Below are 23,160 nucleotides of genomic sequence, written 5' to 3' on the forward strand. Positions count from 1 at the left end.
TTTCATAAAGATGGTCATTTGTTTCAGTTAGACGTGGCAGCCAATACTTGATTAAATAGTGAACATTGGTGTAAGGTCATACTTTTTGCCGAATATTTATCAACAGTGCTTGCGTTATAGCTGATTTCAGGAATTTCCTTGCCTGATACTTCATTCAAAAAAAGATTTACTTTATGATCAAGAGTGGGGTCATCATAATGATAGGAATGCTTTACTCCATATTCTTTGAGAACGTCCATCGCCGGACTATGGCTGTTGAATATGGCTAGCGTTATTTTATTTGCAGACAGGTAAGGATAAATTTTTGAAGCGGTGTATTTTGGGTCATCGGAGCCAGGTATAAACAACGCGTCAGCATTTTGAAGGGTAACCAGGGTATGAAAATAGCTTATCCTATCTGTAATTTCCACCACATAATCTTCTACTCCATATTGTTTTGCCAATGGCAGTATCGTTTGTTTCCCCTGGCCTTCTGCAGCGTAGCTGGTACCGATAAAATGCAGTCTGACCCTGCTGAATTTTAAAGGATCGATTGTCAGTCCGCTTTTTAATCCCCTAATTAAAGGTGTTATGGCCTTATGCATGTCATAACCCCCTCTGCCAATGTACACTATGTTTATAAAATCGCTGCTCAACAGTGGTTTAAATAAATGCTGATTTTTTTTTGCGGTATCAAAGTCTTTTTGAAATGCTCCAAAGGTGATTATTGCTTGAGGAATGTGCCGGATTCGGGAATAACGATGCTTTAATAGATTAATATAATCTGCCGATACGCTGATCAAGCCATCTACATGATTCATCGCCAGAGGTTCAAGATATTTATTGATGCGGTAAGAAAACCAATATTTAGGAGGCTGCTGTGCTTTAGGTTTATCTTGGTAGTAGTCAGAATGCCAGGGGTCCTGCATGTCTATAACATAAGGGATATTGAAGCGTTTTTTCCAGTACGCACCTAAAATGCAGATGGGAAACTGGGTAGTTGAAAAATAAATGAGATCAAATTTCTGCTTTTTAAGTAGCTGATTTACCTTTAACAGGTAGAACAAGAGCGCTCTTAATGCGATACTACCCAAGCCAATTTTTGAGGTCCATTTTTTATGGAATGCTTTAACATAGTGAATTTTGGTAGCTGCTGGCAGGCTTTCTATCAGTAACTCATCTTTTGGAAAATCTAAATATTCCGGATCAACGGAAACGACTTCTGCATCCCATCCATATTGGTTAAAATAAGACATGCTCATTCTAATACGCTGCATGTCAGGTGCGTTAAAGATAGGAAAGTAGGGCGAAATAATAAGAACTTTACGGTTCAAGATATAAATGGTTGAATGATCTTTAAAAATTTTAACTGCTCCGTTTCCCAGTTTAATGAAGTTTGAGCAAGGTTTAATGCGGCCTTTCTGGCTTTGTAGAGCTCATCCCTGTGTTCTGAATATTGCTGCAGAATTTCTGATAGGGAATGAATATTACCGATCTCATATGATTTACCAATTTCCGGATATTTCTTCAAAAAGGCCTGTTGTGAAGTGGTGTTACTGGCAATAATTGCCAATCCTGCCTGCATATAGGTGAATATCTTATTACTTAGGGCCAAGTCATTGTTAATGGAAAATGCCGGTTCAAGCGCTAAACCCAGATCAAATTGTGATGAAAAGGCAGGTAATTCATCAGGGGGAACAGTATCATGGAAATACAATCGATTTGGCATGTGCCCGACTAATGTTTCAAAATACTCTTTTGAGATATTGTACTGTAACTTTCCCATCAGATGTAATTCAAACTCCCTGTCTTTTAGCAGATAAAGTGCTTTAAGGACGTCCTCTATACCACGGTTGGTACCTATAGTCTGAGAGCACCAAAAAAGTTTGAGCGCAGCATTTGGCTTTGCAGGAATAATATGGGCATCTATCAGATCCTTGTTAAAAACATTAAGAATAACTACTGGATTCTTTGCCGGGAAAAGCTTTTGGTAAGCTTCCGCAATCTTGGGACTACTCGCTGTAAGGTAATCTGTATGCGGAATATATCTGTTTTCAATATAGGTCTTTAGTAAAACATCAAAATGATGTTGGTCATTGCTTACTTCGTTCCTGTGAAAATCTTCTGCATCAAACCCGCAAGGTTTGTGATGATGTTTTGCAGCTTTTACAACAGCTGGCAAAGCCCCGAGATTATGGGCGATATACAGATCCGCAGGATATGCAGCAGCGGATTTGATCAGCCAGCAGGTATTTCTGGAAATGGCAAATTCAGCAAAGTATCTCAATCCTATCCTTTTAGCAAAAGTAATAGCAAGTTTGTGGATCACCCTGCTGAAAAAGTAAAGCATGGGTTTCTGCTCTGGGTCGCCGCCAATACGAATGGCTTTCCATTTTTTAGATTTGAGTAAAGAACCATCAAATTTAGTTCCCCAGTCATTCCAATAGGTATATAAAACGGTTACGTCGTGACCGGCAAAACTTAATGTATCAGCCTCTTTTACTAAGCGCGGGTTCAAGGAGGGTTGGCCTGATGTCACTAATATAATTTTCAAGACTGATCCTGTTTCGCCGCACTCAATCTCAATTTGCTATAAGCATTCAATAAAGCAGCTGGCCTTTTAAATAAATAGATTTCAAAAAGGTAACTCATTGATATAGTTAAAAATATGCATAGTATAGCCCCTATGAGTTTTTGATCGGGGATAAAGTAAAACATCAGGTACATTATTGGCATATGCAACAGATATAGCGGGTAGGAAATACCGGCAAAGAATCTGAAAAATGGTTTAGATTTATTGTATACCCATTTTATGTTAAACTGAATTGGTTTATAATATAAAATTAAAGACAACCAGGGTAGTAGGGTATAAATAATCTTACTGCTGGCCAGCGAATTTGAATACTGCCATAACAGGAGTACACTCATTATATAAATAGGGATAACCCACTTATAATTGATAACTATTTTTTTTCTATCCGTTATGGTATCGTCTCTAAGCAGGTAGATAAAAAGGGGTAATAAGAAAATCCCGCCTACGAAATACATAACTTCATGGACGTTACCCGGCAATTGATGAAGCCTGGTTACCAGAGGGATCATGAATAGTCCGCATAATGCAACTGATAAGCTGGTCTGGAATTTATTCCGGTATTCAAAAACAAGATATCCGAGTATCCATAAAAAGGAATTGTTCAGCAAAAATATAAAATGATTAACTATTCCTATATCACTAACTATTAGCAGTCTATAAATTATAGACAGACAGCAAACTGCAAACCATACCCATATCGCGCTCAATCTTTTTGATTTATAGATCAGGCCAAACAAAAGGTAAAAAAAGGCTTCACAGCTTATACTCCAAACGGCAGGATTTAACGGCATAGTAGGTACTAAATAACCATCAAGAGTGGCCGAGAGCAATAGATTGCCTATAAAGATCCCTGGAACTATGGCATGTCCTAATATCAGGTTGTCGCAGGCAAAGCAAATTAAAAGTATAGCCAGATAAATGGGGTAAATGCGGATAAACCGCTTTTTGAAATATTGCCATTGATCCGTTTTATTCTGCGAACTGAGATTGATCACTATACCTGATAAAATGAAGAATATCATGACAGACTCCTTTCCCCAGGCAGAGAAAACCTGGATAAAGTCAAACCTGGAGTCTACAAAATACCGGGTGGCAACCCTTACATGGCTGATCCAGACAAGTAAGCAGGCTATGCCTCTTAATACATCCAGTGAAACAAGATTTTCTTTTGACTTCATAGATTGGATCTGTAAACAGATAAGTAATCATCTGCGATTTTAACATCACTGTAAGTGGTTTCTGCCTTTAACCGGCAGGCATAACGATCAAGCTGACTTATCTTTTTTACCTGCTGTGCCATTTCTTCGGTGTTTTGGCTGATGTATCCCGTTATATTTTCGTCGATGCCTTCTGCTATTCCCCCGTCATCAAAACCAAGCACTGGTGTCCCGCAGGCATAAGCCTCTGGTATAATGATAGGAAAAGGCTCAAACCATTCAACAGGAGTAAGCAGGGCAATGGCATTTCCCAGTAATTCGTTTTTTTGAGCATTATCTACCTCGCCAATGTAACTGATCTGATCACCATCGATCAATGGCATTATTTCCTGTTCAAAATAAATTCTTTCTTTCTCGATTGCCGATATGTTGCCTGCGATGACCAGTTTGCTATTGGTTAGCTGTGCCACTTTAATCGCATTATGGAGTCCTTTACATCGCTCTATTCTTCCCAAAAAGGCAAGATACCCCTTAGGTGATACCGTTGCTTTAAACTTGAACTGTTCAATCGGGGCACAGTTATAAATGGTTACCCACTTACTTTTATTGGTCTTGCCAGTATTAGTAATTGCATTGGAAACAGCAGTATAAGTAAGGTTTACGGGCCGTAATTTATCCAGCCATTCAATGTTTTTCCGGTTAACTGTACGCATGTAAGTTTGTACCTTAGGTATTTTATGTTTCAAGAAAGGAAACAGAAAGAGCAAACGGCCAAAGTTATGGATCACATCATGTTGCTTGATTTCTTTTCGCAGTATAAAAAAAACAGTGGTAAGCAATTTGATGTTGATGGATGGATCTAAGGAGCCATTCAATCCATAAGTGATTAACCTGTCAGGTGATTTTGAATTTGGTCCGGCAACAATAGTTACGCGGTGCCCAAGTTTCACATATTGACAGGCAATATCATAAATTACACGTTCTATACCGCCATAATGCGCTGGCGGCACAGGTATAAATGGATCCATTACCAGTAATATTCTCATTTGATTTCTTTTTTAACTTGCTGATAGATCTCTATATATTGTACTGCGCATTTTTCCAGTGTCAGGTTTTCCAGGATATAAGCACGTGGCTGAAAGTGGCTAAGGTTATCCAGGAAAACGGGAAGTTTCGCTTCGAAATCAGCTATCGTATTAAATTTTATACCGCAACGCTCATCCCAGTAAGGCACAGCACTGACTGGCCGATATTTAACTTGATGGGGGAAATAAGCTGGATCTTCCCAGTATCCTCCTTTTTCCCATGCCAATATAGGTGTACCAGTAGCTAAAATTTGCTGATAGGCTAAACCTTGTGTTTCACTTTTGCTCAGGAAAATTGCGGCTTGGGAATTTGCAAGTTTATGTTTCAATTCATGCTGCGTATAGGTTCCATAATTGATAGACTGGTAAGTAAGATTTTGTTTTTTGAGTGTCTCCATAATAGCATCAGGTAACTGATCGCCTTGTATTTTATTATAGATTAAAAAATCAAATTCTTTGGGCTGCGTAGTCACTGTGAGCCAGTGATCTGTATCTATTCCTGTGGGCCAGGCGATTACTTTATCCAGATAATAAGGTTCACACATCTTGCGCATCCATTCCCCTGGGACAAGGAAACGTTTTACATTTGGATATTTAGTGAACAGGTCTGGACATTCAATAGGATGGGAGTATACACCGGCGCCAAATATGACAGGGTTTTCCCAGTTTTTCCCAAATAATAAATTTGGTTTTCCAATAATGCAGGCAATCTCTTCAGGATGATTTTTAATATACTTATAATCGTTAAAACGATAAGGAACACCTATTTTATCAAGCCCTTTCATTAAGTTGACCGCAATCATCATTACCCCTCCAGGACGCTGTTTACCTCTGATCAGGCGACGTATGATTTTTCTTGGATATCGGTCATATTTGATCCACCGGTCCGGATCGGGCTCTTCATAGAATAAGTTTAAAGGGTTATTGATCAGCATCTTATTCTGTGATAAGTTCCTTCTGTCCGGCACCGGCAATATATCCCTCTATACCTATGTTTTCCAGTAATTGATAACTAAAATGTGTTTTTAAAATGCGGGCAAAAGCATGCTCCATCGATATCTGGAAGGGAGAGCCTGTCTGCAAAACGAATATGGATTTTAGATGGTTAATCAGGCTGCTCAACCCGTAGATTCCTTTGCTATAACTCATCATATCTTCTATACATAGAACTAGCATCCTCTCTAGCAGCTCTTTGTCTTTGACAATATAGCCACGTGTACTAAATAAGCCTCCTCGTTTATCGAAGCTATAACCCTTTCCGATAAAATCAGTAGTAACTAAATTCATTCTTTCAGTGTTAAATTGATCAGTAGGATAATAACGGGCGCTTATTTTAAAGATGGGCCGATCTGGGGGTAAGTGGTTTAAACTATTTAAGATCAGCAGAGCCTCATTCAAGCCTTTATTACGAAAAGTATATTGGCAATTTTGGATAAAAAAAAGCTTGCAGCCACTATCTTGTATCAATTGTTCTCCATTTATTTTTTTAGATGAATTATCGAAAATGTAAATTTCGGAAAATCCTTTACCAGACAATTTTCTAATCGTCTCCAATGTTTGTGTATAGCGCTCTTCTTCTTTAAAAAAAGAATGCGTTTTATCTGTAGGGCGTAATGTAGAAGTAATGAGGGCAATCATGCTGGTAGCTTTAGTTCCTATATTTTAAATGGACTGTTTAACGGCAAATTATTTTATTGCAGCATGTAAATATTATCCGAATAGCTTTCGGAAAATACTGCGGCCAATTTCATTCAGCAATTGTATATTTCCTGTAAAAGAAAAAAATCTAAAATATCCGAATTTAAACAATACATGGGCAGCTTCAATTTTGGGTGACCCGTAAATCAGCATCTTTTGAAAGAACATTTTTTTTTGCTGCCATTCTATTTTTCTCTTTTCGGTGTGAACGAGCTCACCCAGGGGTAGCACGTTTTTCCATTTTTCAGCTAGCAAAACAGATGCTTTAATCCAGTCTATATTTAAAGAACCCATTGATAAATGCTCGATCAATAGCGCATAGGTCACATATATTTTATATTTCCTTTGTACTTGAAGTGAAAAATCAAGATCATAGCAGTGAAATCCTTCAAATGTTTGCGCATCGAAAGGATTTTCTGACCAAACTTCAGTGGTTGTAAATAAGAATAGCCCATCAACCGTTATAACTTCAACATATAAATTTTCACCTTCAGGATTAGAATTTTGTCTTTCACTTTTATTCTTATCATGTTGTATCACGTTTAAACAATCAAGCGATGGCAGACCGTTAAACCAGCCTCCGGGGGATAGGGATTTATATTTTGAACCTGCTACACCGATCAAACCGATTTATTTATTATTTTGAAAGAAGCTTATCAGCTCTTTGCCCCAGTTAACAGACCGGAATATAATATCTTCATGGATAAAACATAAATAAGGAAATTTAGCCGCTGCGGCACCTATATTATAGGCTGTGCAGATACCATACTGATTATTGGAATTATCGATTTTTATAATCTCGAATGGTATCCCAATAGTTGTTGAGATATTCTCTTCTGCTTGGGTAAATAAAGCAGCATTAACAGAACAGGTAATTATGGAAATCATTTATATATCCTGGTTAATGCGTCTGGGGTTTCAGGGTCTGATAATAATATTGTAAGATCCTGGCACACTTCCATCCAAATATATGCTTGATTAATTCTATGACTTTACCTCCTATTACAGGTCGGTGTCGACTACCACCAACTGCTTTGACATTACGCTCTACTGCTAAGGCAAGGTCTTTATGCTGTGGATAAACCTGGACCAATAACTCCATCAGCAGTCTAGATATGACCGTAGCTACTCTGTGGTCCTTTGAGCAGGTTTTCAGGTGTTTTTGGATGAGCTTGATTGACATGAACTGGCTGGTCAATGCTTTATCATCTCTATGTGATGAAAGTGAATTACCTGCGGATATTTTTCTATAATAACAAACAGTATCCGGGGTATTGAGAATTGCAGTAGCATTAGCCGCCATCCTGCAGAAAAATTCACCGTCGTCGTTCAATGAAAGTTCTTCATTCCAAAGTCCGGCCTTTTCTATTACGGAAGCTGGTGTGAGCCAGGAGTGAACCGGGATCATAGAGCCTCCATTTTTATTCACTCCATAAAGGTTCAATAAAAATTCAAAAGGGTTATCGCTAGCTATATAAAATTGAAGTTCGTACGCATCAGGGCTAAGAATGGTCAATTGATGCTCCTGATCATTATTAAAATGAACAACCGGACATATTGCAAGCGTATCTTTTTGAGCACTGATCAAAGCCATCTGGCGGCTTATTTTATCTGGGTGCAGTAAGTCGTCAGCATCCAAAAATTGTATAAAATCACCTTTAGCTTCTGACAATCCCTTATTCCTGGCGGCACTGGCACCGCTGTTAGGTTGATTGTAAACTTTTATAAAAGAACATTCATAGGATTTTGCTATTATCAAAGAGTTATCTGCTGACCCATCATCAACCAGTATAATTTCTTTATGGTCCCAGGTTTGAGCAATTGCAGAGCGCAGGGTTGCCTCTAAATACTTTTCGGCATTGTATACAGGGATAATTATAGAAACTAAAAGAGGCTGCACTTTAGATGGGCTGTTTAAATATTTCAATCCAGCGTTCCTTCGCCGATGTATTAACAGGCGCAGGGTGGAGCCACTGTTGATTTAAAAGCTGCATATAAGCTTCTTTATCCTGGTCGAGTTCAATTATTTTTTCAATTATCGGTTTGAAATTGAGCTTTTGAAACTGTAAATACATTTTTGCATTTCTTCCGGCTATTTTTAACTTTCTTTTGAGACGGTGGTTAAAATTTTGGTAAAATTGAGGCCTCATATCTATAAAATCGGGTTGGCTATTCTTTTCAAGCCAATTGACGGTAGAATTAGAAACTACGTTCAGGTGATCTGGGGCATTAAGAAAACTTTTTGTGTTAAAAATATCCCCAATAAAGGGGTCACCAAAGTAAATGGGGACACTATTGGCTTGCATGGCATCATATAGCTTTTCTGTTTGATAACCGGGGTAGATATAATTTTCAAAGGCTATAGTAAATTTATACGGGTGCAGAAATTGTCTTTTACGTTCCCAAATGTTACCCTTATATTGTTTGTCAATACTTGCCATATTGTTCATAGACAGGCCTGGAGCATCAACTTTTTTGTATTTCGATAACTGTTTAAAGAACTCCTCCCTGTAGTATACTTTATGTGAATACAGGAAATTACAAAAAAGAGATTTACTATTGTATACCTGCTCTGCATCGTAATTGTCCGGCTTTATAAGTATTTCTGGGTCAAGTCCGTGCCATTGTATCCTTTTATATCTCGGATGTAATATTTCCTGTTCTCTTGGAATACCAAATGCCCATTCACATATTTCCATATCAGGTGTCATATTTTCACAGAAATAGCCTATTCTGATGTAATGGCCTGGTAAAGGGATATCATTTCCATAAGGGCCAAATAAGATGAAATCAGGATTATCAGTTTCCTCAAATATGAAATCATCCAACAAATCGGTCAGAATTTCATTTTCCGCGATTGACCGGTCTATACCATTTTGGAATTTTATCCTGATTGTTGTTTTCATTATTGTAAGATGTAAGCTGACGCAGGTTTTATTTCAACAGCTGCTTTAATGTTTTTCCAAAGAAATATATGGGTTTAAAAATTACCTCTACGGCCAGATTGGCTACTTTTTTTGGTAAATGATAGCGATAAAAAAGTTTTAAGCGTAATGCATCAAATACCCATGGATTTTTATTGTAACAGTTGCCTCCAAAGTGTACGATCAGCGGATGATATTCTCCTTCAGGAAGCCAGTATTTATACTTATAGTCTTTTGAGTTATTAAATATGGCTTTATTATACAGTGTATTTAAGTTTTTGTGGGTTCTGAATTGTGCCGTATCCGTCCATATATGACCAGTATCTGCATAAGGAGTAGCTCCAGACTTTGCTAAACTGATAGAAAGAATAGGTTCATCATTTACACTTTTTGTATGACGCTGGAACTTATAATCGCTCAGAGACAGCTGCCTGGCTGTCTCACAAATGTTAGCTGTCAACTGGTTTTTAATGATATAGTAAAAAGCCCCGCAATAACGGATGATATATGGAATTGCAAAATAGTCCAATACTTCAGGTAGTTCCAGTTCAGCCCAGTTACCCTTGATCTCTTTCATGCCGATAACTTGTATAGCGGGATTAGGAATGTTAAACACATGAGAGATATTACCATAAATAATAGAATCTGCATCGATAAAAATTGATTTGTAAGCCGGTGTAATGTGGTCGAAATTAAATTTGTAGCTTACTCCGGGGGTTAGTAAATCCCTGGCTATTATTTTTTTTTCAATCCATCTTAAATCTTTTGGTAAGGTAAAATCTGCATCAGAGATAATAAAAAAAGGGATTTCATGAGCATGATGAAACTTATATGACCTGGCTAATGTAAAAGCAAAGCTTAAATATTTATCTCCGGTGGCTACAGTAAAAAAGCATTGATCAATCATTAAGAAGCTTTTTTATGAACTGTTTTACTTTTGACCCTAAGGCAACTGGCTCTTTGCCCCATTTTTTTTCGAAGATTATTTTTTGGCCGTGCGTAAGATGGGATAACTTTTTTTCATTGATGGCAGTATGGGTTTGATTGCCTAGATGATCTACTTTAGCGGGTATAATGAGCGCATGGTCTATTTTATATTTTAATAGTGTACGCCCAAAATCTTTATCTGCATACCAAAACTCAAATTTTTCATCTAATAAACCAATGGAGTTAAAGACTTCCCGTTTAAGAAAGATGCACCATCCAGTAAGGATTCCATTCAGGAGATTCCTGGTTGTACCAACTACTATTTTTTTAGGTTCAGCTATTTTTAATTGAGGATGAAAATAGCTGCAATAAGGGTTCGCTGATTTTATATTCGGGTTTTCCTCCATTGCGCTCAGTATTTCACTTGCCCAATTTTGATGATAAATGAGATCATTATTACACAGGCATACATAAGCATTATCCGTTTGTGCAATACCAATATTCAGATATTTATTAAAGCCAAATTTTTCATCAGGATATATAGTTTTGGTATTGGGATATTGATAAGGAAACAATGAAGCATTTGATTCAATAACGAGAGCCTCAAATTGAATATGCTCAGAATCTTCTGATAGAAAAAGGCTTTCAATCCCCTGTAAAGTGATTTGCTTTAACAGTTCTGTCTTCGCGTAGCTTAAAATAATGATATCTATTTTAACAGGCATACTAAAGGGAGGCAACAATTACAAATTGGGGAAATTTCATGTCTTCCTGGGTACCCAGTAAAAGGAAATTAAGGATATTAAAAAATGAAAAGCTATTGTCTTTATTAATTCCCTTAACCTGACAAACTTTATAATCACTTTCTTCAAAAAGCCTGATCATACTTTTTTTTGTGAAAAAGCGCAGATGTGTTTTATCCATCACCCCAGCTTCCTGATATTTGAAATCCTTATACCTGAGCAGTGATAAAATAACCGGGTACCAGCGGATATTGGGAATAGAAGCAATAATGCGGCCGTCTGTAGTCAGTAGCTCTTTGCAAACAGAAATTGCTTCTGAAGGATCTGCAAGATGTTCGAGTACATCATTAAAAAATATGGCATCAAATTTTTTACCGGCCAATTCTGGCATGGAGCCAGAAAATATTGCATTCACACACTTGTCAATTTTTTTTTCTGCTTCACGTGCAGAATTTTTGTCCGGTTCGATTCCCCAAACCATACATTGATATTCTTTTTTTAAAAGGGATCCGAATGAACCGTTCCCGCAACCTATATCCAAAGCCGTCTTTATACCAGCAGGAATAAATGGTAATATTTCTGTACGGCTGTGATTGTAATATATCTCATTCTTATTTTCGTACAGCTTCTCGTAGTTCATTAATTGTAGGGCTAAATAACGGTAAAATGATAGTCTACTTCCATATATCCTCTTATAGGTAATGGATAAGGAAGCAGTTTACTGGTTAATTCTTTTTGCAAGACTTCAAACTGCAACAGGCTAAAAAAATCTTTATACAATAAGTTCGATTGAATATGTAAACCTATTTTATATTTCCCTGGTTTGAGCGGGAGGTTTTTTAAGATACCTTTAATTTCAAATTTTTTTTCGGAGGTACTTATTTTAAACATCTCTTCACTGCGTAAATCTACAAAACCTGCTTTCTGATCGTATTCATCATAAATAAATAGCGCAATAGATTGAAAACTATTTTCCATAAGGCTTTCGATAATGATACGAAAAGTCAGATCCTCATGTGAGGTGATTTCAGCTTTATCTATTTGGAACAGGCATAAACATATATCTGAGTTAAGCTGAAAATCTGAAATAACAGTTTTAGAGATTTCATTGCTATTTTTTGATGAATATTTTGTTATAACCTCATTAACTTCACCTTGAAAAACCAGTTCGCCATGATGCAGCAATAATCCTTTATTGCACAAAGATTTTATACTTTCCATCTGGTGGCTCACAAATAAGACCGTTCTGCCTTCGCCCTTACTGATCTCACCCATTTTTCCAAGGCACTTTTTCTGAAATTCTGCATCTCCAACAGCAAGGACTTCATCCACAATTAAAATCTCTGATTCCAGATGTGCGGCGACAGCAAAGGCTAATCTAACATACATACCCGATGAATATTTCTTAACAGGAGTATCTATATACCTTTCTATACCTGCAAAATCAACAATAGCATCAAAATGCTTTTTAATTTCTACTTTGCGCATACCCAGAATTGCACCATTTAAAAAGATGTTCTCTCTGCCAGTTAACTCCGGATGAAAGCCGGTGCCTACCTCCAGCAAACTGGCGATACGTCCTTTTACTTTGATTGACCCTGTCGTTGGAGAAGTCACCCTGCTCAATATCTTCAACAATGTACTTTTCCCTGCGCCATTACGGCCTATAATGCCAACCGCATCACCCTGGTTAATATCAAAGCTGATATCTTTTAAGCTCCAAACTATATTGCTGTTCCCTTTCGCAGCTCTGTCATTGGTTTCGCCGATAAGCAAAAATGGATCCTCTTTACCACGTAGCTTTGCCCACCAGCGTTCCAGATCGCGCGAAATTGTTCCCGTACCTATTTCCCCAAGCTGGTAAGCCTTGGAAAGATCTTCTGTTTTAATAGCGATATTATTCATCAACCTGCTTTATCAAATGGTATCTACAAAATTTTTCTCAACTTTATTAAAAACAATTATTCCTAATAACATGATCAATGTCGTTATACCTGCACAATAGGCCAGAGATTCCCAGCTAAAGCTACCACTTCCCAAAAATCCGTACCGGAAAGTTTCAATAATAGGTGTCATTGGGTTATATTGAATAATCCATGCATATGCTGGATATTTCTCTATTGCAGTGGATAATGGATAGATCACAGTTGTGGCATACATCAATAGCTGCACGCCAAAGGTGACTAAGAATGCCAGATCGCGGTATTTAGTGGTCATTGCAGAGATGATCATGCCTAACCCTAAACCCAGGCAGGCCATGAGTAATACAATTACTGGAAATAAAAGGATAAACCAATTTGGACCAAAATGTTTACCAATGATCAGATAATAAACGATCATGATTATAAATAACAGTAATTGTACACTAAAACGTACAAGGTTAGACACTACAATGCTCAAAGGCATAATTAGCCGTGGAAAATACACTTTTCCAAATATATTGGCATTGTCCTTAAATACGGTACTGGTCTTAGTCAGGCATTCTGCAAAATAATTCCATGCAGTAATACCTGCCATATAGAATAAAGGTTGCGGAAGTCCGTCTGTAGAAATACCCGCCAGATTTCCAAAAATAAAAGTGAAGATAATCGTGGTAAAAATAGGTTGTATAAAAAACCATAGCGGCCCCAGGATGGTCTGTTTATAAAATGATACAAAATCGCGTCTCACAAAAAGTAATAACAGATCACGATAATACCATACATCCTTCAACCTTAAATCAAACAGGTTGTTCTTTGGGGTAATCTCCATGTCCCAGTTTTCTTCAGGCAGTTGCTCCATTTTTTATCAATTTTTCTAAGGCATTGCTATAATCCTGTGGATTAAAATATTTTAGGCATTGCTGCTGAATACTTTTTCTTTCAGCAATTGTTAAAGGATGCGCTAATTTCTGACGGATTGTCTGTTCTAAGAGCGCACTATCGTCAGGATCAATAGCGGTTCCCATTTCTTTGTTGCGTATAGCATCTACGCTGCCATCTGCATTACCGCAGATTACAGGAAGTCCAAATGCCATGGCTTCTATAAAAACAATTCCGAATCCTTCTTTTTTGCTGGGCATCACAAATAAATCAGCCATTAAAAAGTAGTCGGCCAAGGCTGTTTCTTCAAGATAACCTGTTAATATAAAATTGCTTTCCAGCTGCTCATCCTTTATTAATTGCAAGATTCGTGTTTTTTCATTTTCATCATAAGGGCCTGCAAGAATATACTTCACCTTTGGAAAGCTTTCTTTAATCCTGCTTACTGCTTTTATAGTTTGCTCGTATCCTTTAAATTTCTCTGTTGAGGTGATGCGTGATAAGCTCAGTATAACTTTATCATGTGCCAGCAGGTCGTAACGTTTTAATAAATGTGCAGGCTTCACAAAAAAATCAGGCAGCTTTGTAAAAGGATCCAGCGCATGGTTTAATACCACACATCGATCAGGGTCAACAGGATGCATCTCCACTATTTTTCTCTTGGTAAAATTACTTACACATATAATTTGATCCGCTATGCCCCAGATTGCTTTTTTCCAAAATTTTAAGGGGCGCCATACCTCTACACCGTGAGTGATCAACCATATTTTACAGGCAGGATTCAGCAGTCGGATAAGGCAGCCTATGGAGGAAAGATGAACATGGCTTAAAATGATTAAATCGCTATTCATTCCGGCTTTTAAACTATGCCATAGGTAATTTAATTTACTTTTTTTAAAAGCTTTAAAGTTAGCCATAGGCAGATAGTTGGGCAGGAGATCTGACTGTTCATCATGTAAAGCGTACACGGTGACATCCCAATGGTTCTTTTTGCCTAACTGGGACAATGTATAGGACATTGTCCGGTTCATTTTCTGAATTCCGCCAGTTCCGCCAAAAGTCTCAAGGGTTAAAAAAAGTATTTTTTTAGACATGAATCATCTACCTTTTATTATTCATAATTATGCACAGCTTCGCCTCTTTAGTCACATTTATTTACGTAACTATTTATAAACCATTGCATTAATTGCACCTAAGAATCGGTGTTTATTGCAGTCTTTCTATCAAGGATGCTGGGACATGCACAATGATATTGTATTTGATATCGCCTAATCTCAGGAGCAACTGCTTTTGAGAATGGTATTTAATAATTTCTCCATGCATTCCTTTTAGGGAGCCTGCTTTAATAATAATTTTTTCTCCTGGCAGCAGTTCATCTTCTGTAATTTCAAATTCATAAGCACTTGCCAGTACTAATTTGAGTTCCTCTATTTGCCGGTCAGGCATTGATGCAATTTTGCCTGAAAAATAGAGGAAACGTGCAACTCCGCTGGTCATCAATACCTCAGTTTGCTGATGCTGATGTATATGTACAAAAACATAAGATTTAATCAATGGCTCTTCTACCCATTTTTTCCTGTCACTCCATTGTTTCATCTGACGGCGCAAAGGCAGATAGGCTTCAATATCTTTGTTCAGTAATTCCTGATATGCTTTCTTTTCCGACCTTGAGTGGGTATAAACTGGATACCATTGCTTTCTTTCTTTATCTCTAATGTCAGCCATCTGATTAAATTAAGATTTAAACCAATGCTTGATGTTCCACCATTTTAATTTTTCTTCTTCATCTAAATAGTAACCGGAATTTTCATAGTCGTATTGTGTATCTGAACTAAAACTACCACTGTACTTATATAATCCGGCATGTAAAAGGTTTTTTTCAAAGGCATTTAATACAATCACGAGGTTATTTAAATTATATTCCTTTGATAGCCTATCAGGTAATGTAGCTGAACTGTATTTTGATTTTCCGTAGCGGATTACAAACAGGTTGATGTCGCTCATACTGATCAGCGGAACTGAGTCTGAGACCAGGCCCACAGGAGCAGTATCTATTAAGATCACATCATATCTTTCTCTCAACTGGCCAATTAGTTCGGCCATCCGTTCAAGATGCAATAATTCTGAAGGATTTGGCGGGATAGGGCCTGAGCTTATAAAATCAAGATTTTTGGTGTTTGATTCTTGAATGATATCATCTATGCCACATTTGTTGACAAGGTAATTGCTTAAGCCCATGGCGTTAGGCTTACCAAAGGTTTTATGCAGTTTCGGTCTGCGAAGGTCGGCACCAATAAGTAATATTTTTTTGTTGATCAAGGCGAAACTGCTTGCCAGGTTAATAATTACAAAAGATTTTCCTTCTCCTGCGCTTTCCGAGGTAATACAAATGACCTTACTTTTCTTTCCTGAGGCGAGAAAATTGAGGTTCGTACGTATAATGCGAACGGATTCTGCAAAGATAGACCGTGGTTTACTTAAGGAAAGTATCTGACTATTGTTTTCATCAATTTTTTCCGGGAACTTTCTGAGGGCACCTAAAATTGGTATCGAAGTTGTCCTTTCAATGATCTCCCTGTCATAAATGTAAGGATTGGATATTCTGATCACTATAATAATCCCAATGCCGGCTAAGAAGCCCAATATAACAGCGGTACGGTAAATCTCATCGGTATTAGGGGCAATAGGAACTGTATTCAGCTGTGCCTTTTCAACAATGATTGCTCCTGGTAAGATAGCAGCGCGGTTAACTTGTGCCTCAAGGCTTTTTTCGGATAAAAAAGAATATACCTTTTCATTAATCTCGAAATTACGGTTTAAGCCAATCAAATCTTTTTCTGCTGTTGGAAGCAAAGCTACCTGCTGGTTTACTTTTGCTAATTGATCGTTCAAGTAACCAATACTTTTCTGAATGCGCTGATTTGAAGCACTAATATTGCGCATTGCAGATTTTTTGACCTGCGAAATTTGTCTGTTAATCTCCTCTACAGGTTGCGACGTACTGTGGTAGACTTTTAACAGGGCATTTTTATCGTTTATTAAAGTATTGAAATTGCCTACAAGAACGCCTAGTAAGGGATCAATACTTCCCTCCAGGTTAAGATTAAGGTTTACTGCATTTTTTTCTGCAGCTATTTGTTCTTTCAGTTGATCAATAACAATGAGTTGCATTTTCAGCAAGGAACGCTGCGACTCCAGATCACTGACTTTGCTGAATGCAATTCCTGCAGATGAACTCACGTCCATGATCTTTGTATTCTCCTTGTATTTTTCCAATGACCGTTCTGATCCTTTCAGCTCAGTGGAAAGGTATTTTAACTGATCGGTAATAAAGTCGATCAACTGTGTCGCAGATTGTGTTTTCTGGTTACGGTCAAAATTCAGGTATTCCTTCATGATCGCATTGATGATATCCATTGCGAACTGAGGATTAGCATCAGTTTGCTGTAGCGTCAGAAGATCTGAATTTTTAATCGCCTCATTGATCCGTAAACCACTACGTACCCGATCTAAAAAAGATTCAGGAATATTGAATTTAAACAAGTAGGAGATATTCGGGTTAACTGATCCCGGATAGCCGATGGTAAAGGTAACAGCTCCGATATTTACCGGATAACCATATTTGAAATTTTGCTGGACTTTGTTATTTCCGATTTTCCAGCTCAATTCAAATTTATTTTTATTTATTGGTTTAAAGGCGATCAGATCCTGGTAAAAATTCAGGCTATCAAATTTTAATAAATTGATCTGAAGCGGCTTCTTTGGGTACATATCATAGGTACGTACCCTTCCCGAAAGATAAAAGCTGGTTCTGTAATCCAGGTTTTTAATGGCCTTTAATAGCAGGCTACGGCTTTGGATGGTAAAACTTTCACTTTGCAAATTGACAGTATTCCGATCGGAATTGCCCATTGTTCCGATGATGTCAGAAAGTTCTGGTTTTTTTTCTTCAAATTTAAGTAATCCGTTCGTGGAATAGGTTTTTGGAGTATACCATAAATAGAGATTTGCCGTGATTAAACCGATTATAATTGGGCCCGCTATCAGGTACCAGCTGTTAAACAATATCTTAATTATTTTTAGATAGTCAACTTCCTTGCTATTCAGGTATGTTTGGGCCGTTTTTACTTCTTGCATTATCGCGTTATCGTATAAATGATCAGTGCAGTATTTAATAACAAGATAATTGGTTGCAATATAGAAGAGAAGCCTGTCACTTTTGTAGTGCGTACAGCTTGTTTATTTTGTGTGACGTAAATAATGTCCTCGTTTTTGAGGATGATCCTGGGATCGGAGAGCGTAGTGAGATTACTTAAATCCAGATCAATCACCTCTTGATTTTTTATTCCTCCCCGAATTATTCTCACGTTTTTACTGTTTGCCCGCTCGGTTAACCCACCTGCCTCTCCAATCATTTCTATTAATGAAGTCCGGTCTTTTACCAGCGTATAGCTACCCTGAGTTTTAACTTCGCCCAGGATTGTTACCTTCAGGTTTACTATTTTTAGGTCAATAATAGGGTTTTTGATTTCTTTACTATAAATATTTTCAATTTTCTTGGCAGCATCATAACGGTTAAGCCCCTCTACTTTTACACGTCCTATGATCGGGAGTGCTACCGTCCCATCACTTTCTACCAAAAAGGTCTGGCCATCTGTACTGTTGGCGCCCTTTGCGGCTGATATAGTTGTAGTAGGTTCATCAACAATATATTTAGGGCTCTGCAGGTTTTTTATTTGAAGCAGATCCTGCGGTTGTATCTTATAGGCACTTGTATCAGTAATAGTTGGGGTATTATTGAAAGCCTGTCTTCTATTCTCAAAAAGAGCCTGTTGCTGTTTAACAGAACATGAAAAACAGCTGGTAAGAAGAATAAAGATAAATGCATAAAGTATGTATTTATTTGAAGGCATAAATATTTATTATAATGGTTTGTATCATACTTTATGAATCTAAGGTAGGTAATCATTTACCATTAAGGGGTAATTTCATTTTGCACGATTTGTAATATTTTTGATACAAAAAAATAAATATTGAATTAATCCTAAGTTTAGGAGTGTTTTAAATTTTAAATTAATTTACCATAAAGTTATTGTATTTTTTTGTTGATTAATATTCTACTTATTTAGTTTAAAATATAATTTGAGTGATAGATATTTGGCACACATTCTTACTATTGCTGTCATTTGATTGATCAGAAATTAATATTTTTCCATCTGTACTTGTCGTTCTAAGTTCTTGAAGTGTGTCTTGTTTGCTAACTATCTCATTATTATAATTATGTTTACTTTATCATTGCATATTTACTTCATATAGTGCACCAACCAAAGATCTCTTTAATCACAGTCACCTATAATGCAGTGGAAACATTGCAACGCTGTATTGAATCTGTAACCAATCAGACTTATGGCAATTTAGAATATATTATCATTGATGGTAGTTCAACGGACGGTACATTGAAAATTATTCAGAATAACCAAAAATATATTCATGTTTTCAATTCTGAACATGACAATGGGATCTACGATGCAATGAATAAGGGTATTAATCTGGCAACCGGTGATATCATTGGTACCCTCAATGCAGATGATTATTTTGCTAATAATGATGTATTAGAAAAGATAGCGCAAGCATTTAATACTGATCATAGAGAAATGTTATATGCGAACCTTAATTATGTAAATAAGCATGGAACAGTAGTTCGTAAGTGGCGATCTGGAAAATATAAGGCTACTAAATTTAACTGGGGATGGATGCCTCCTCACCCAACATTTTATGTAAAGAAGGACTTTTTTGATAAATACGGTTTGTATGATCTCAGTTATGGAACTGCTGCTGATTATGAACTTATGCTTCGTTTTATGTATTTAAAAGCCGTAAATGTGTTTTTTCTCGACGAAGTAATCGTAAATATGACTATTGGAGGAGTGAGCAACAGGAATTTTAGAAACAGAATTAGCGCCTGGGCGGGTGATTTTAAAGCGATGAAAAGTTGTCAACTACCGATTCCGCTTTTAGGGGTGATTTTCAAGCCGATACGAAAAATACTACAGTTCATTTAATATAAAAATATTTTTTATGGAAACATTTGATTTGCCAATTTATTTAAACAACCATCCTTTAATTTGTTGCATTCTGGTATTTGTATCTTCTATTTTAATTACTCTGGCTATTATTCCTTCTATTATTTTTGTTGCTAAAACTCATAATTTATACGATAACTTCAGCTATTTCAGAAAGCAGCATCTGGGTGCTATTCCGCGCTTAGGCGGAGTAGGGATATACACTGGTTTTACTGTTACTTTACTGTTCTTTGATTTAACGGATAAAATAACCCCGATCAATTATTTGCTTGCTTCCTGTATGATATTGTCTATTATGGGGATTAAGGATGACCTTCTTGGAGTTAATCCGCGTACAAAACTCATCATTCAGTTAATTACATCGCTGATTTTGGTTATTCCAGGAAATACCAGGATCAGTAGCTTACATGGGGTATTCGGCCTCTACGATATCTCCTATCCTGCAAGTGTTGTATTGTCTCTGCTGACTATCATATTCATTATTAATTCCTTCAATTTGATTGACGGAATTGATGGGCTGTCAGCGATGACAGGCATTATTGTGAATAGTGTTTTTTCAGCCTTATTTATATATATGGGCAAATATGAATTAGCTGCCATTTCGTTAGCAATGACTGGTGCTATTATAGGATTTATACAATTTAACATTACTCCGGCAAAAATCTTTATGGGGGATACCGGAGCATTGATAATCGGATTGATATCGGCCGTTATGGCTATCAAATTTTTAGAATTAAATAAGTTTACACCAGATCACAATCCTGATGTTTTCCCTGCTCCGGCTATAGCACTGGCTATTCTGATTATTCCTGTTTCAGATTCATTGCGCGTGTTTATTTTAAGAATTTTAAAAGGAAAATCACCTTTTTTGGCTGATCGGAATCATATTCATCACCGGATATTAAAATTAGGTTTTACCCATATGCAGACTACCACACTTTTAATTGGTGTTAATCTATTGATGATTTTAATCGCATGTCTCTTTGCCAGTTATGGCAATGGGTTCTTGCTGATAGTTATTTCTCTTATTGCATTAATGTTAAACTGGATACTCAGTTACCTGATACGCTCCAAAGAACGTGAAAGTTATGCTTTACGTAACTTATTTTTATAAGATATATCAGGTCTTTTGCTGAACCTTTCTGGAGTTCTTGACAATCTTTCGTGTATTCTCCTCTGTCTGCTAATTAAATCAACTAAAAAATAAGTTTAAAAGATTACATAAAACTCTATTTTTGGGTAAATTCCTACGAAAGAGATTATGCTGGATAAAAATGTTTTGAATAAAACGGAGCCGAAAAACAGGAAACTAACTGAGCGAAAGCTTATTGATGCAGTAGGTGAAATTATCCGGTCCACTGGATATACAGGGCTGGGCGTAAATGCAATTGCCAAAAGCGCAGGTGTCAGTAAAAAATTGATCTACCGCTACTTTGGTACAGTAGATGCTTTAATTGAAACTTATCTCATCGAAAGAGATTATTGGGTCACTTTTTCTAAAAAAGTGAGTGATGCAGCAGTAGCTTCTAATAAAAAACAAACCATGATTGAGTTTTCGTCCAGCATCTTCGAAAATCAGTTTGATTTCTTTTTTAATGAAGATGAAATGCAGCGGATTATCCTCTGGGAGATCTCGGAAAAAAGTAATATTTTAAATGAGCTGAGCAGAAAGCGCGAAGCCATGGGAGAAGAACTTTTAAAGTTAACGGATCCTTATTTTAAAGACTCAGATATCAATTTCAGAGCTGTTTCAGCAATTATTATATGCGGAATTTATTACTCTGTGTTACATACTAAAAAGAATGCAAGTACCTTATGCGGACTTGACCTGAATACCGAGGCAGGAAGAAAAGAGATTACTAAGGCAGTAAGAAAAATAGTAGAGCTGTGTTTTGGAAGTAAAAAGAAAAAAGCAAATTAAAAGATACCTCATGGCTAAACACACCTAAAGCCATGAGGTATACTCATTAATGTTGGTAAGAACGATTTCTAATCTTCTCAAAGATTCACACATCACAAAGTTAGATCACATTAATTCTCTAAGTGGTGACATAAGCTAAAAATAATTCAATTATTTTTAGCTCAAATATTTATTCAAATATCTATCAGTCAGCATGTTGTGTTTTCTTTTGCTAAAGACGTGGATAAAATTATTTGACAGGTCATTTCAAAATTGAAAATTGAACGCTGAAAATCACTCCAAAGTCAACAATAGACCCTCTTCTTTTTTTAACTGGAATTTCTTCATTCACAGCGAAAGTACTTGCCAGTTGAAAATTCCTGATAGCAGGTGCGCTGAGCTTTGCTTTTTTTGGATCAATCCCCAAAGCTTTCCTAGATAACTTGATTAGACCGATTATTAACTATCCATGTGCTTTTTACAATCTGCAGGAGCTTCCTTAGCCTAGCTTGCCAGGGCAATCATCTTTTCTTCGCCATTCAATAACTGTTTTTGCCACTGCACTGGCGGTACTTATAGTTATAACTGCACGATGGTTGCCTAATGAATCAGGATTCCAACTGTTGGTTCCAATTTTATAGTGGAGTTGCTGGCCTGAGCAATTGCGAAATTGATACTTGAAAGTAGAGCAATGCCAAAGATAGCTTTTGTTAGAAATTTTGCCTGAATTGATTTGAACATGGTCTTCGAAGGAATATTTTCCTAAGCTGAGAGTATTGATTTTAATCACGAAACACCTGAAATGGCCCGGATTTGGGACTGAAAAATTAAGGCAAATGTTTGACATTTAGCTTGGTTAGACTATAAGATTGTAGCTTTCATTCAGTCGTATAATAATGCCAGAGTAGTCAGGTTCGATAGACTATTCTGGCATTGAAAATTAACAAACTCTAATTCCTGGTAAAGTACCGCAACTTCTTAACGTATCATTATAATCTCCAGGAGTACCACAACTACACGTATTAGGATTTGGTAGTGGATCTGCGGTTCCACATTTTGCGCCTGCAGTTTGACACTGATAAGTACTGACGTCCATAGTTACGGGGGCACTTCCTCCTTTTATAGCACTCAGGTCACCAATAATCTGTTTATCGAATATTAGTTGTTTTTCAATCTTTTGTTTTTTCATGATTTTAATTTTACAAATGATAATTGGTTAATTTTGTTAATTTAAGTTTTATGTAATTTAGTTTATTAGTTTCTGATTTTA

At 36.8% G+C, this 23,160-nt stretch carries 23 protein-coding genes and 1 pseudogene; 3 read left to right on the forward strand and 21 right to left on the reverse strand.

Features of this window, described 5'->3' with window-relative positions:
• Nucleotides 1-23: 23 nt before the first annotated feature.
• The 18 genes and pseudogenes from AY601_RS21765 to AY601_RS21855 all read right to left on the reverse strand — a co-directional run bounded on the left by AY601_RS21765 (nt 24) and on the right by AY601_RS21855 (nt 18,820).
• A complete protein-coding gene (locus AY601_RS21765) occupies nt 24-1,256 on the reverse strand; it encodes a glycosyltransferase (protein WP_232324646.1) in 1,233 nt (410 codons plus the stop codon).
• A 53-nt stretch (nt 1,257-1,309) separates the two neighbouring features.
• Nucleotides 1,310-2,533 carry a hypothetical protein gene (locus AY601_RS21770; protein WP_157288057.1) on the reverse strand — a complete coding sequence of 408 codons (1,224 nt, stop codon included), beginning with the start codon at nt 2,531-2,533 and terminating at the stop codon, nt 1,310-1,312.
• On the reverse strand, nt 2,530-3,750 hold the full coding sequence (locus tag AY601_RS21775) for an acyltransferase family protein (RefSeq protein ID WP_068405073.1): 1,221 nt from the start codon (nt 3,748-3,750) through the stop codon (nt 2,530-2,532). Before AY601_RS21775 ends, AY601_RS21770 begins: the two co-directional genes overlap by 4 nt.
• Complete coding sequence (locus tag AY601_RS21780; protein ID WP_068405075.1) at nt 3,747-4,775, reverse strand: glycosyltransferase; 1,029 nt, start codon at nt 4,773-4,775, stop codon at nt 3,747-3,749. Before AY601_RS21780 ends, AY601_RS21775 begins: the two co-directional genes overlap by 4 nt.
• Nucleotides 4,772-5,749 carry a glycosyltransferase gene (locus AY601_RS21785; RefSeq protein ID WP_068405076.1) on the reverse strand — a complete coding sequence of 326 codons (978 nt, stop codon included), beginning with the start codon at nt 5,747-5,749 and terminating at the stop codon, nt 4,772-4,774. Before AY601_RS21785 ends, AY601_RS21780 begins: the two co-directional genes overlap by 4 nt.
• Nucleotide 5,750: 1 nt before the next feature.
• Complete coding sequence (locus AY601_RS21790) at nt 5,751-6,452, reverse strand: hypothetical protein (protein ID WP_068405078.1); 702 nt, start codon at nt 6,450-6,452, stop codon at nt 5,751-5,753.
• A gap of 72 nt (nt 6,453-6,524) precedes the next feature.
• Nucleotides 6,525-7,400 (reverse strand): annotated as a pseudogene (locus AY601_RS21795) (glycosyltransferase).
• Between the two features lie 13 nt (nt 7,401-7,413).
• Complete coding sequence (locus tag AY601_RS21805) at nt 7,414-8,412, reverse strand: glycosyltransferase family 2 protein (RefSeq protein WP_068405085.1); 999 nt, start codon at nt 8,410-8,412, stop codon at nt 7,414-7,416.
• Nucleotide 8,413: 1 nt separating this feature from the next.
• Nucleotides 8,414-9,418, reverse strand: a complete 1,005-nt coding sequence (locus AY601_RS21810; protein WP_068405087.1) for a glycosyltransferase family 10 domain-containing protein — start codon at nt 9,416-9,418, stop codon at nt 8,414-8,416.
• A gap of 28 nt (nt 9,419-9,446) precedes the next feature.
• Nucleotides 9,447-10,343 carry a hypothetical protein gene (locus AY601_RS21815; protein WP_068405091.1) on the reverse strand — a complete coding sequence of 299 codons (897 nt, stop codon included), beginning with the start codon at nt 10,341-10,343 and terminating at the stop codon, nt 9,447-9,449.
• Complete coding sequence (locus tag AY601_RS21820; RefSeq protein ID WP_068405093.1) at nt 10,336-11,088, reverse strand: glycosyltransferase family 2 protein; 753 nt, start codon at nt 11,086-11,088, stop codon at nt 10,336-10,338. Before AY601_RS21820 ends, AY601_RS21815 begins: the two co-directional genes overlap by 8 nt.
• A gap of 1 nt (nt 11,089) precedes the next feature.
• A complete protein-coding gene (locus AY601_RS21825; RefSeq protein WP_068405095.1) occupies nt 11,090-11,746 on the reverse strand; it encodes a class I SAM-dependent methyltransferase in 657 nt (218 codons plus the stop codon).
• 11 nt (nt 11,747-11,757) lie between these two features.
• Nucleotides 11,758-13,011, reverse strand: coding sequence for an ABC transporter ATP-binding protein (locus AY601_RS26120; protein ID WP_084359385.1), 1,254 nt, complete (start codon nt 13,009-13,011; stop codon nt 11,758-11,760).
• 12 nt (nt 13,012-13,023) lie between these two features.
• Entirely contained in the window at nt 13,024-13,887 is an 864-nt protein-coding gene (locus AY601_RS21835) for an ABC transporter permease (protein ID WP_068405098.1), read from the reverse strand.
• Nucleotides 13,871-15,001 (reverse strand): glycosyltransferase family 4 protein, encoded by a 1,131-nt coding sequence (locus AY601_RS21840; protein ID WP_068405100.1) that lies wholly within the window; start codon nt 14,999-15,001, stop codon nt 13,871-13,873. Before AY601_RS21840 ends, AY601_RS21835 begins: the two co-directional genes overlap by 17 nt.
• 112 nt (nt 15,002-15,113) lie before the next feature.
• Complete coding sequence (locus tag AY601_RS21845; RefSeq protein ID WP_068405102.1) at nt 15,114-15,632, reverse strand: UpxY family transcription antiterminator; 519 nt, start codon at nt 15,630-15,632, stop codon at nt 15,114-15,116.
• Nucleotides 15,633-15,641: 9 nt separating this feature from the next.
• Complete coding sequence (locus tag AY601_RS21850) at nt 15,642-18,044, reverse strand: GumC family protein (RefSeq protein WP_068405104.1); 2,403 nt, start codon at nt 18,042-18,044, stop codon at nt 15,642-15,644.
• On the reverse strand, nt 18,044-18,820 hold the full coding sequence (locus AY601_RS21855) for a polysaccharide biosynthesis/export family protein (RefSeq protein WP_068405106.1): 777 nt from the start codon (nt 18,818-18,820) through the stop codon (nt 18,044-18,046). Before AY601_RS21855 ends, AY601_RS21850 begins: the two co-directional genes overlap by 1 nt.
• 402 nt (nt 18,821-19,222) lie before the next feature.
• On the opposite strand from AY601_RS21855, the gene AY601_RS21860 reads away from it, so the two are divergent.
• The 3 genes from AY601_RS21860 (at nt 19,223) to AY601_RS21870 (ending at nt 21,911) form a co-directional block, all read left to right on the forward strand.
• On the forward strand, nt 19,223-19,969 hold the full coding sequence (locus AY601_RS21860; RefSeq protein ID WP_068405108.1) for a glycosyltransferase family 2 protein: 747 nt from the start codon (nt 19,223-19,225) through the stop codon (nt 19,967-19,969).
• A gap of 16 nt (nt 19,970-19,985) precedes the next feature.
• Nucleotides 19,986-21,104, forward strand: coding sequence for an MraY family glycosyltransferase (locus AY601_RS21865; RefSeq protein WP_084359387.1), 1,119 nt, complete (start codon nt 19,986-19,988; stop codon nt 21,102-21,104).
• A 165-nt stretch (nt 21,105-21,269) separates the two neighbouring features.
• Nucleotides 21,270-21,911 (forward strand): TetR/AcrR family transcriptional regulator, encoded by a 642-nt coding sequence (locus AY601_RS21870; RefSeq protein ID WP_198163565.1) that lies wholly within the window; start codon nt 21,270-21,272, stop codon nt 21,909-21,911.
• Between the two features lie 241 nt (nt 21,912-22,152).
• Here the strand turns inward: AY601_RS21870 and AY601_RS26390 are convergent, their stop codons facing one another.
• The 3 genes from AY601_RS26390 to AY601_RS21875 all read right to left on the reverse strand — a co-directional run bounded on the left by AY601_RS26390 (nt 22,153) and on the right by AY601_RS21875 (nt 23,079).
• Entirely contained in the window at nt 22,153-22,350 is a 198-nt protein-coding gene (locus tag AY601_RS26390) for a glycoside hydrolase domain-containing protein (protein WP_420480564.1), read from the reverse strand.
• A gap of 39 nt (nt 22,351-22,389) precedes the next feature.
• On the reverse strand, nt 22,390-22,737 hold the full coding sequence (locus tag AY601_RS26395) for a glycoside hydrolase domain-containing protein (protein ID WP_420480554.1): 348 nt from the start codon (nt 22,735-22,737) through the stop codon (nt 22,390-22,392).
• A gap of 93 nt (nt 22,738-22,830) precedes the next feature.
• A complete protein-coding gene (locus tag AY601_RS21875) occupies nt 22,831-23,079 on the reverse strand; it encodes a hypothetical protein (RefSeq protein WP_068405112.1) in 249 nt (82 codons plus the stop codon).
• Between the last annotated feature and the right edge of the window lie 81 nt (nt 23,080-23,160).

This window comes from Pedobacter cryoconitis, from assembly GCF_001590605.1.
GTDB classification, from domain to species: domain Bacteria; phylum Bacteroidota; class Bacteroidia; order Sphingobacteriales; family Sphingobacteriaceae; genus Pedobacter; species Pedobacter cryoconitis_A.

Excerpts from the sequence above, each read along its gene's own strand:
- AY601_RS21765 (WP_232324646.1), bottom strand. The coding sequence starts at position 1,256 with ATGCAGCGTATTAGAATGAGCATGTCTTATTTTAACCAATATGGATGG.
- AY601_RS21775 (WP_068405073.1), bottom strand. The coding sequence starts at position 3,750 with ATGAAGTCAAAAGAAAATCTTGTTTCACTGGATGTATTAAGAGGCATA.
- AY601_RS21780 (WP_068405075.1), bottom strand. The coding sequence starts at position 4,775 with ATGAGAATATTACTGGTAATGGATCCATTTATACCTGTGCCGCCAGCG.
- AY601_RS21785 (WP_068405076.1), bottom strand. The coding sequence starts at position 5,749 with ATGCTGATCAATAACCCTTTAAACTTATTCTATGAAGAGCCCGATCCG.
- AY601_RS21790 (WP_068405078.1), bottom strand. The coding sequence starts at position 6,452 with ATGATTGCCCTCATTACTTCTACATTACGCCCTACAGATAAAACGCAT.
- AY601_RS21810 (WP_068405087.1), bottom strand. The coding sequence starts at position 9,418 with ATGAAAACAACAATCAGGATAAAATTCCAAAATGGTATAGACCGGTCA.
- AY601_RS21815 (WP_068405091.1), bottom strand. The coding sequence starts at position 10,343 with ATGATTGATCAATGCTTTTTTACTGTAGCCACCGGAGATAAATATTTA.
- AY601_RS21820 (WP_068405093.1), bottom strand. The coding sequence starts at position 11,088 with ATGCCTGTTAAAATAGATATCATTATTTTAAGCTACGCGAAGACAGAA.
- AY601_RS21825 (WP_068405095.1), bottom strand. The coding sequence starts at position 11,746 with ATGAACTACGAGAAGCTGTACGAAAATAAGAATGAGATATATTACAAT.
- AY601_RS26120 (WP_084359385.1), bottom strand. The coding sequence starts at position 13,011 with ATGAATAATATCGCTATTAAAACAGAAGATCTTTCCAAGGCTTACCAG.
- AY601_RS21835 (WP_068405098.1), bottom strand. The coding sequence starts at position 13,887 with ATGGAGCAACTGCCTGAAGAAAACTGGGACATGGAGATTACCCCAAAG.
- AY601_RS21840 (WP_068405100.1), bottom strand. The coding sequence starts at position 15,001 with ATGTCTAAAAAAATACTTTTTTTAACCCTTGAGACTTTTGGCGGAACT.
- AY601_RS21845 (WP_068405102.1), bottom strand. The coding sequence starts at position 15,632 with ATGGCTGACATTAGAGATAAAGAAAGAAAGCAATGGTATCCAGTTTAT.
- AY601_RS21850 (WP_068405104.1), bottom strand. The coding sequence starts at position 18,044 with ATGCAAGAAGTAAAAACGGCCCAAACATACCTGAATAGCAAGGAAGTT.
- AY601_RS21855 (WP_068405106.1), bottom strand. The coding sequence starts at position 18,820 with ATGCCTTCAAATAAATACATACTTTATGCATTTATCTTTATTCTTCTT.
- AY601_RS21865 (WP_084359387.1), top strand. The coding sequence starts at position 19,986 with ATGGAAACATTTGATTTGCCAATTTATTTAAACAACCATCCTTTAATT.
- AY601_RS26395 (WP_420480554.1), bottom strand. The coding sequence starts at position 22,737 with ATGTCAAACATTTGCCTTAATTTTTCAGTCCCAAATCCGGGCCATTTC.
- AY601_RS21875 (WP_068405112.1), bottom strand. The coding sequence starts at position 23,079 with ATGAAAAAACAAAAGATTGAAAAACAACTAATATTCGATAAACAGATT.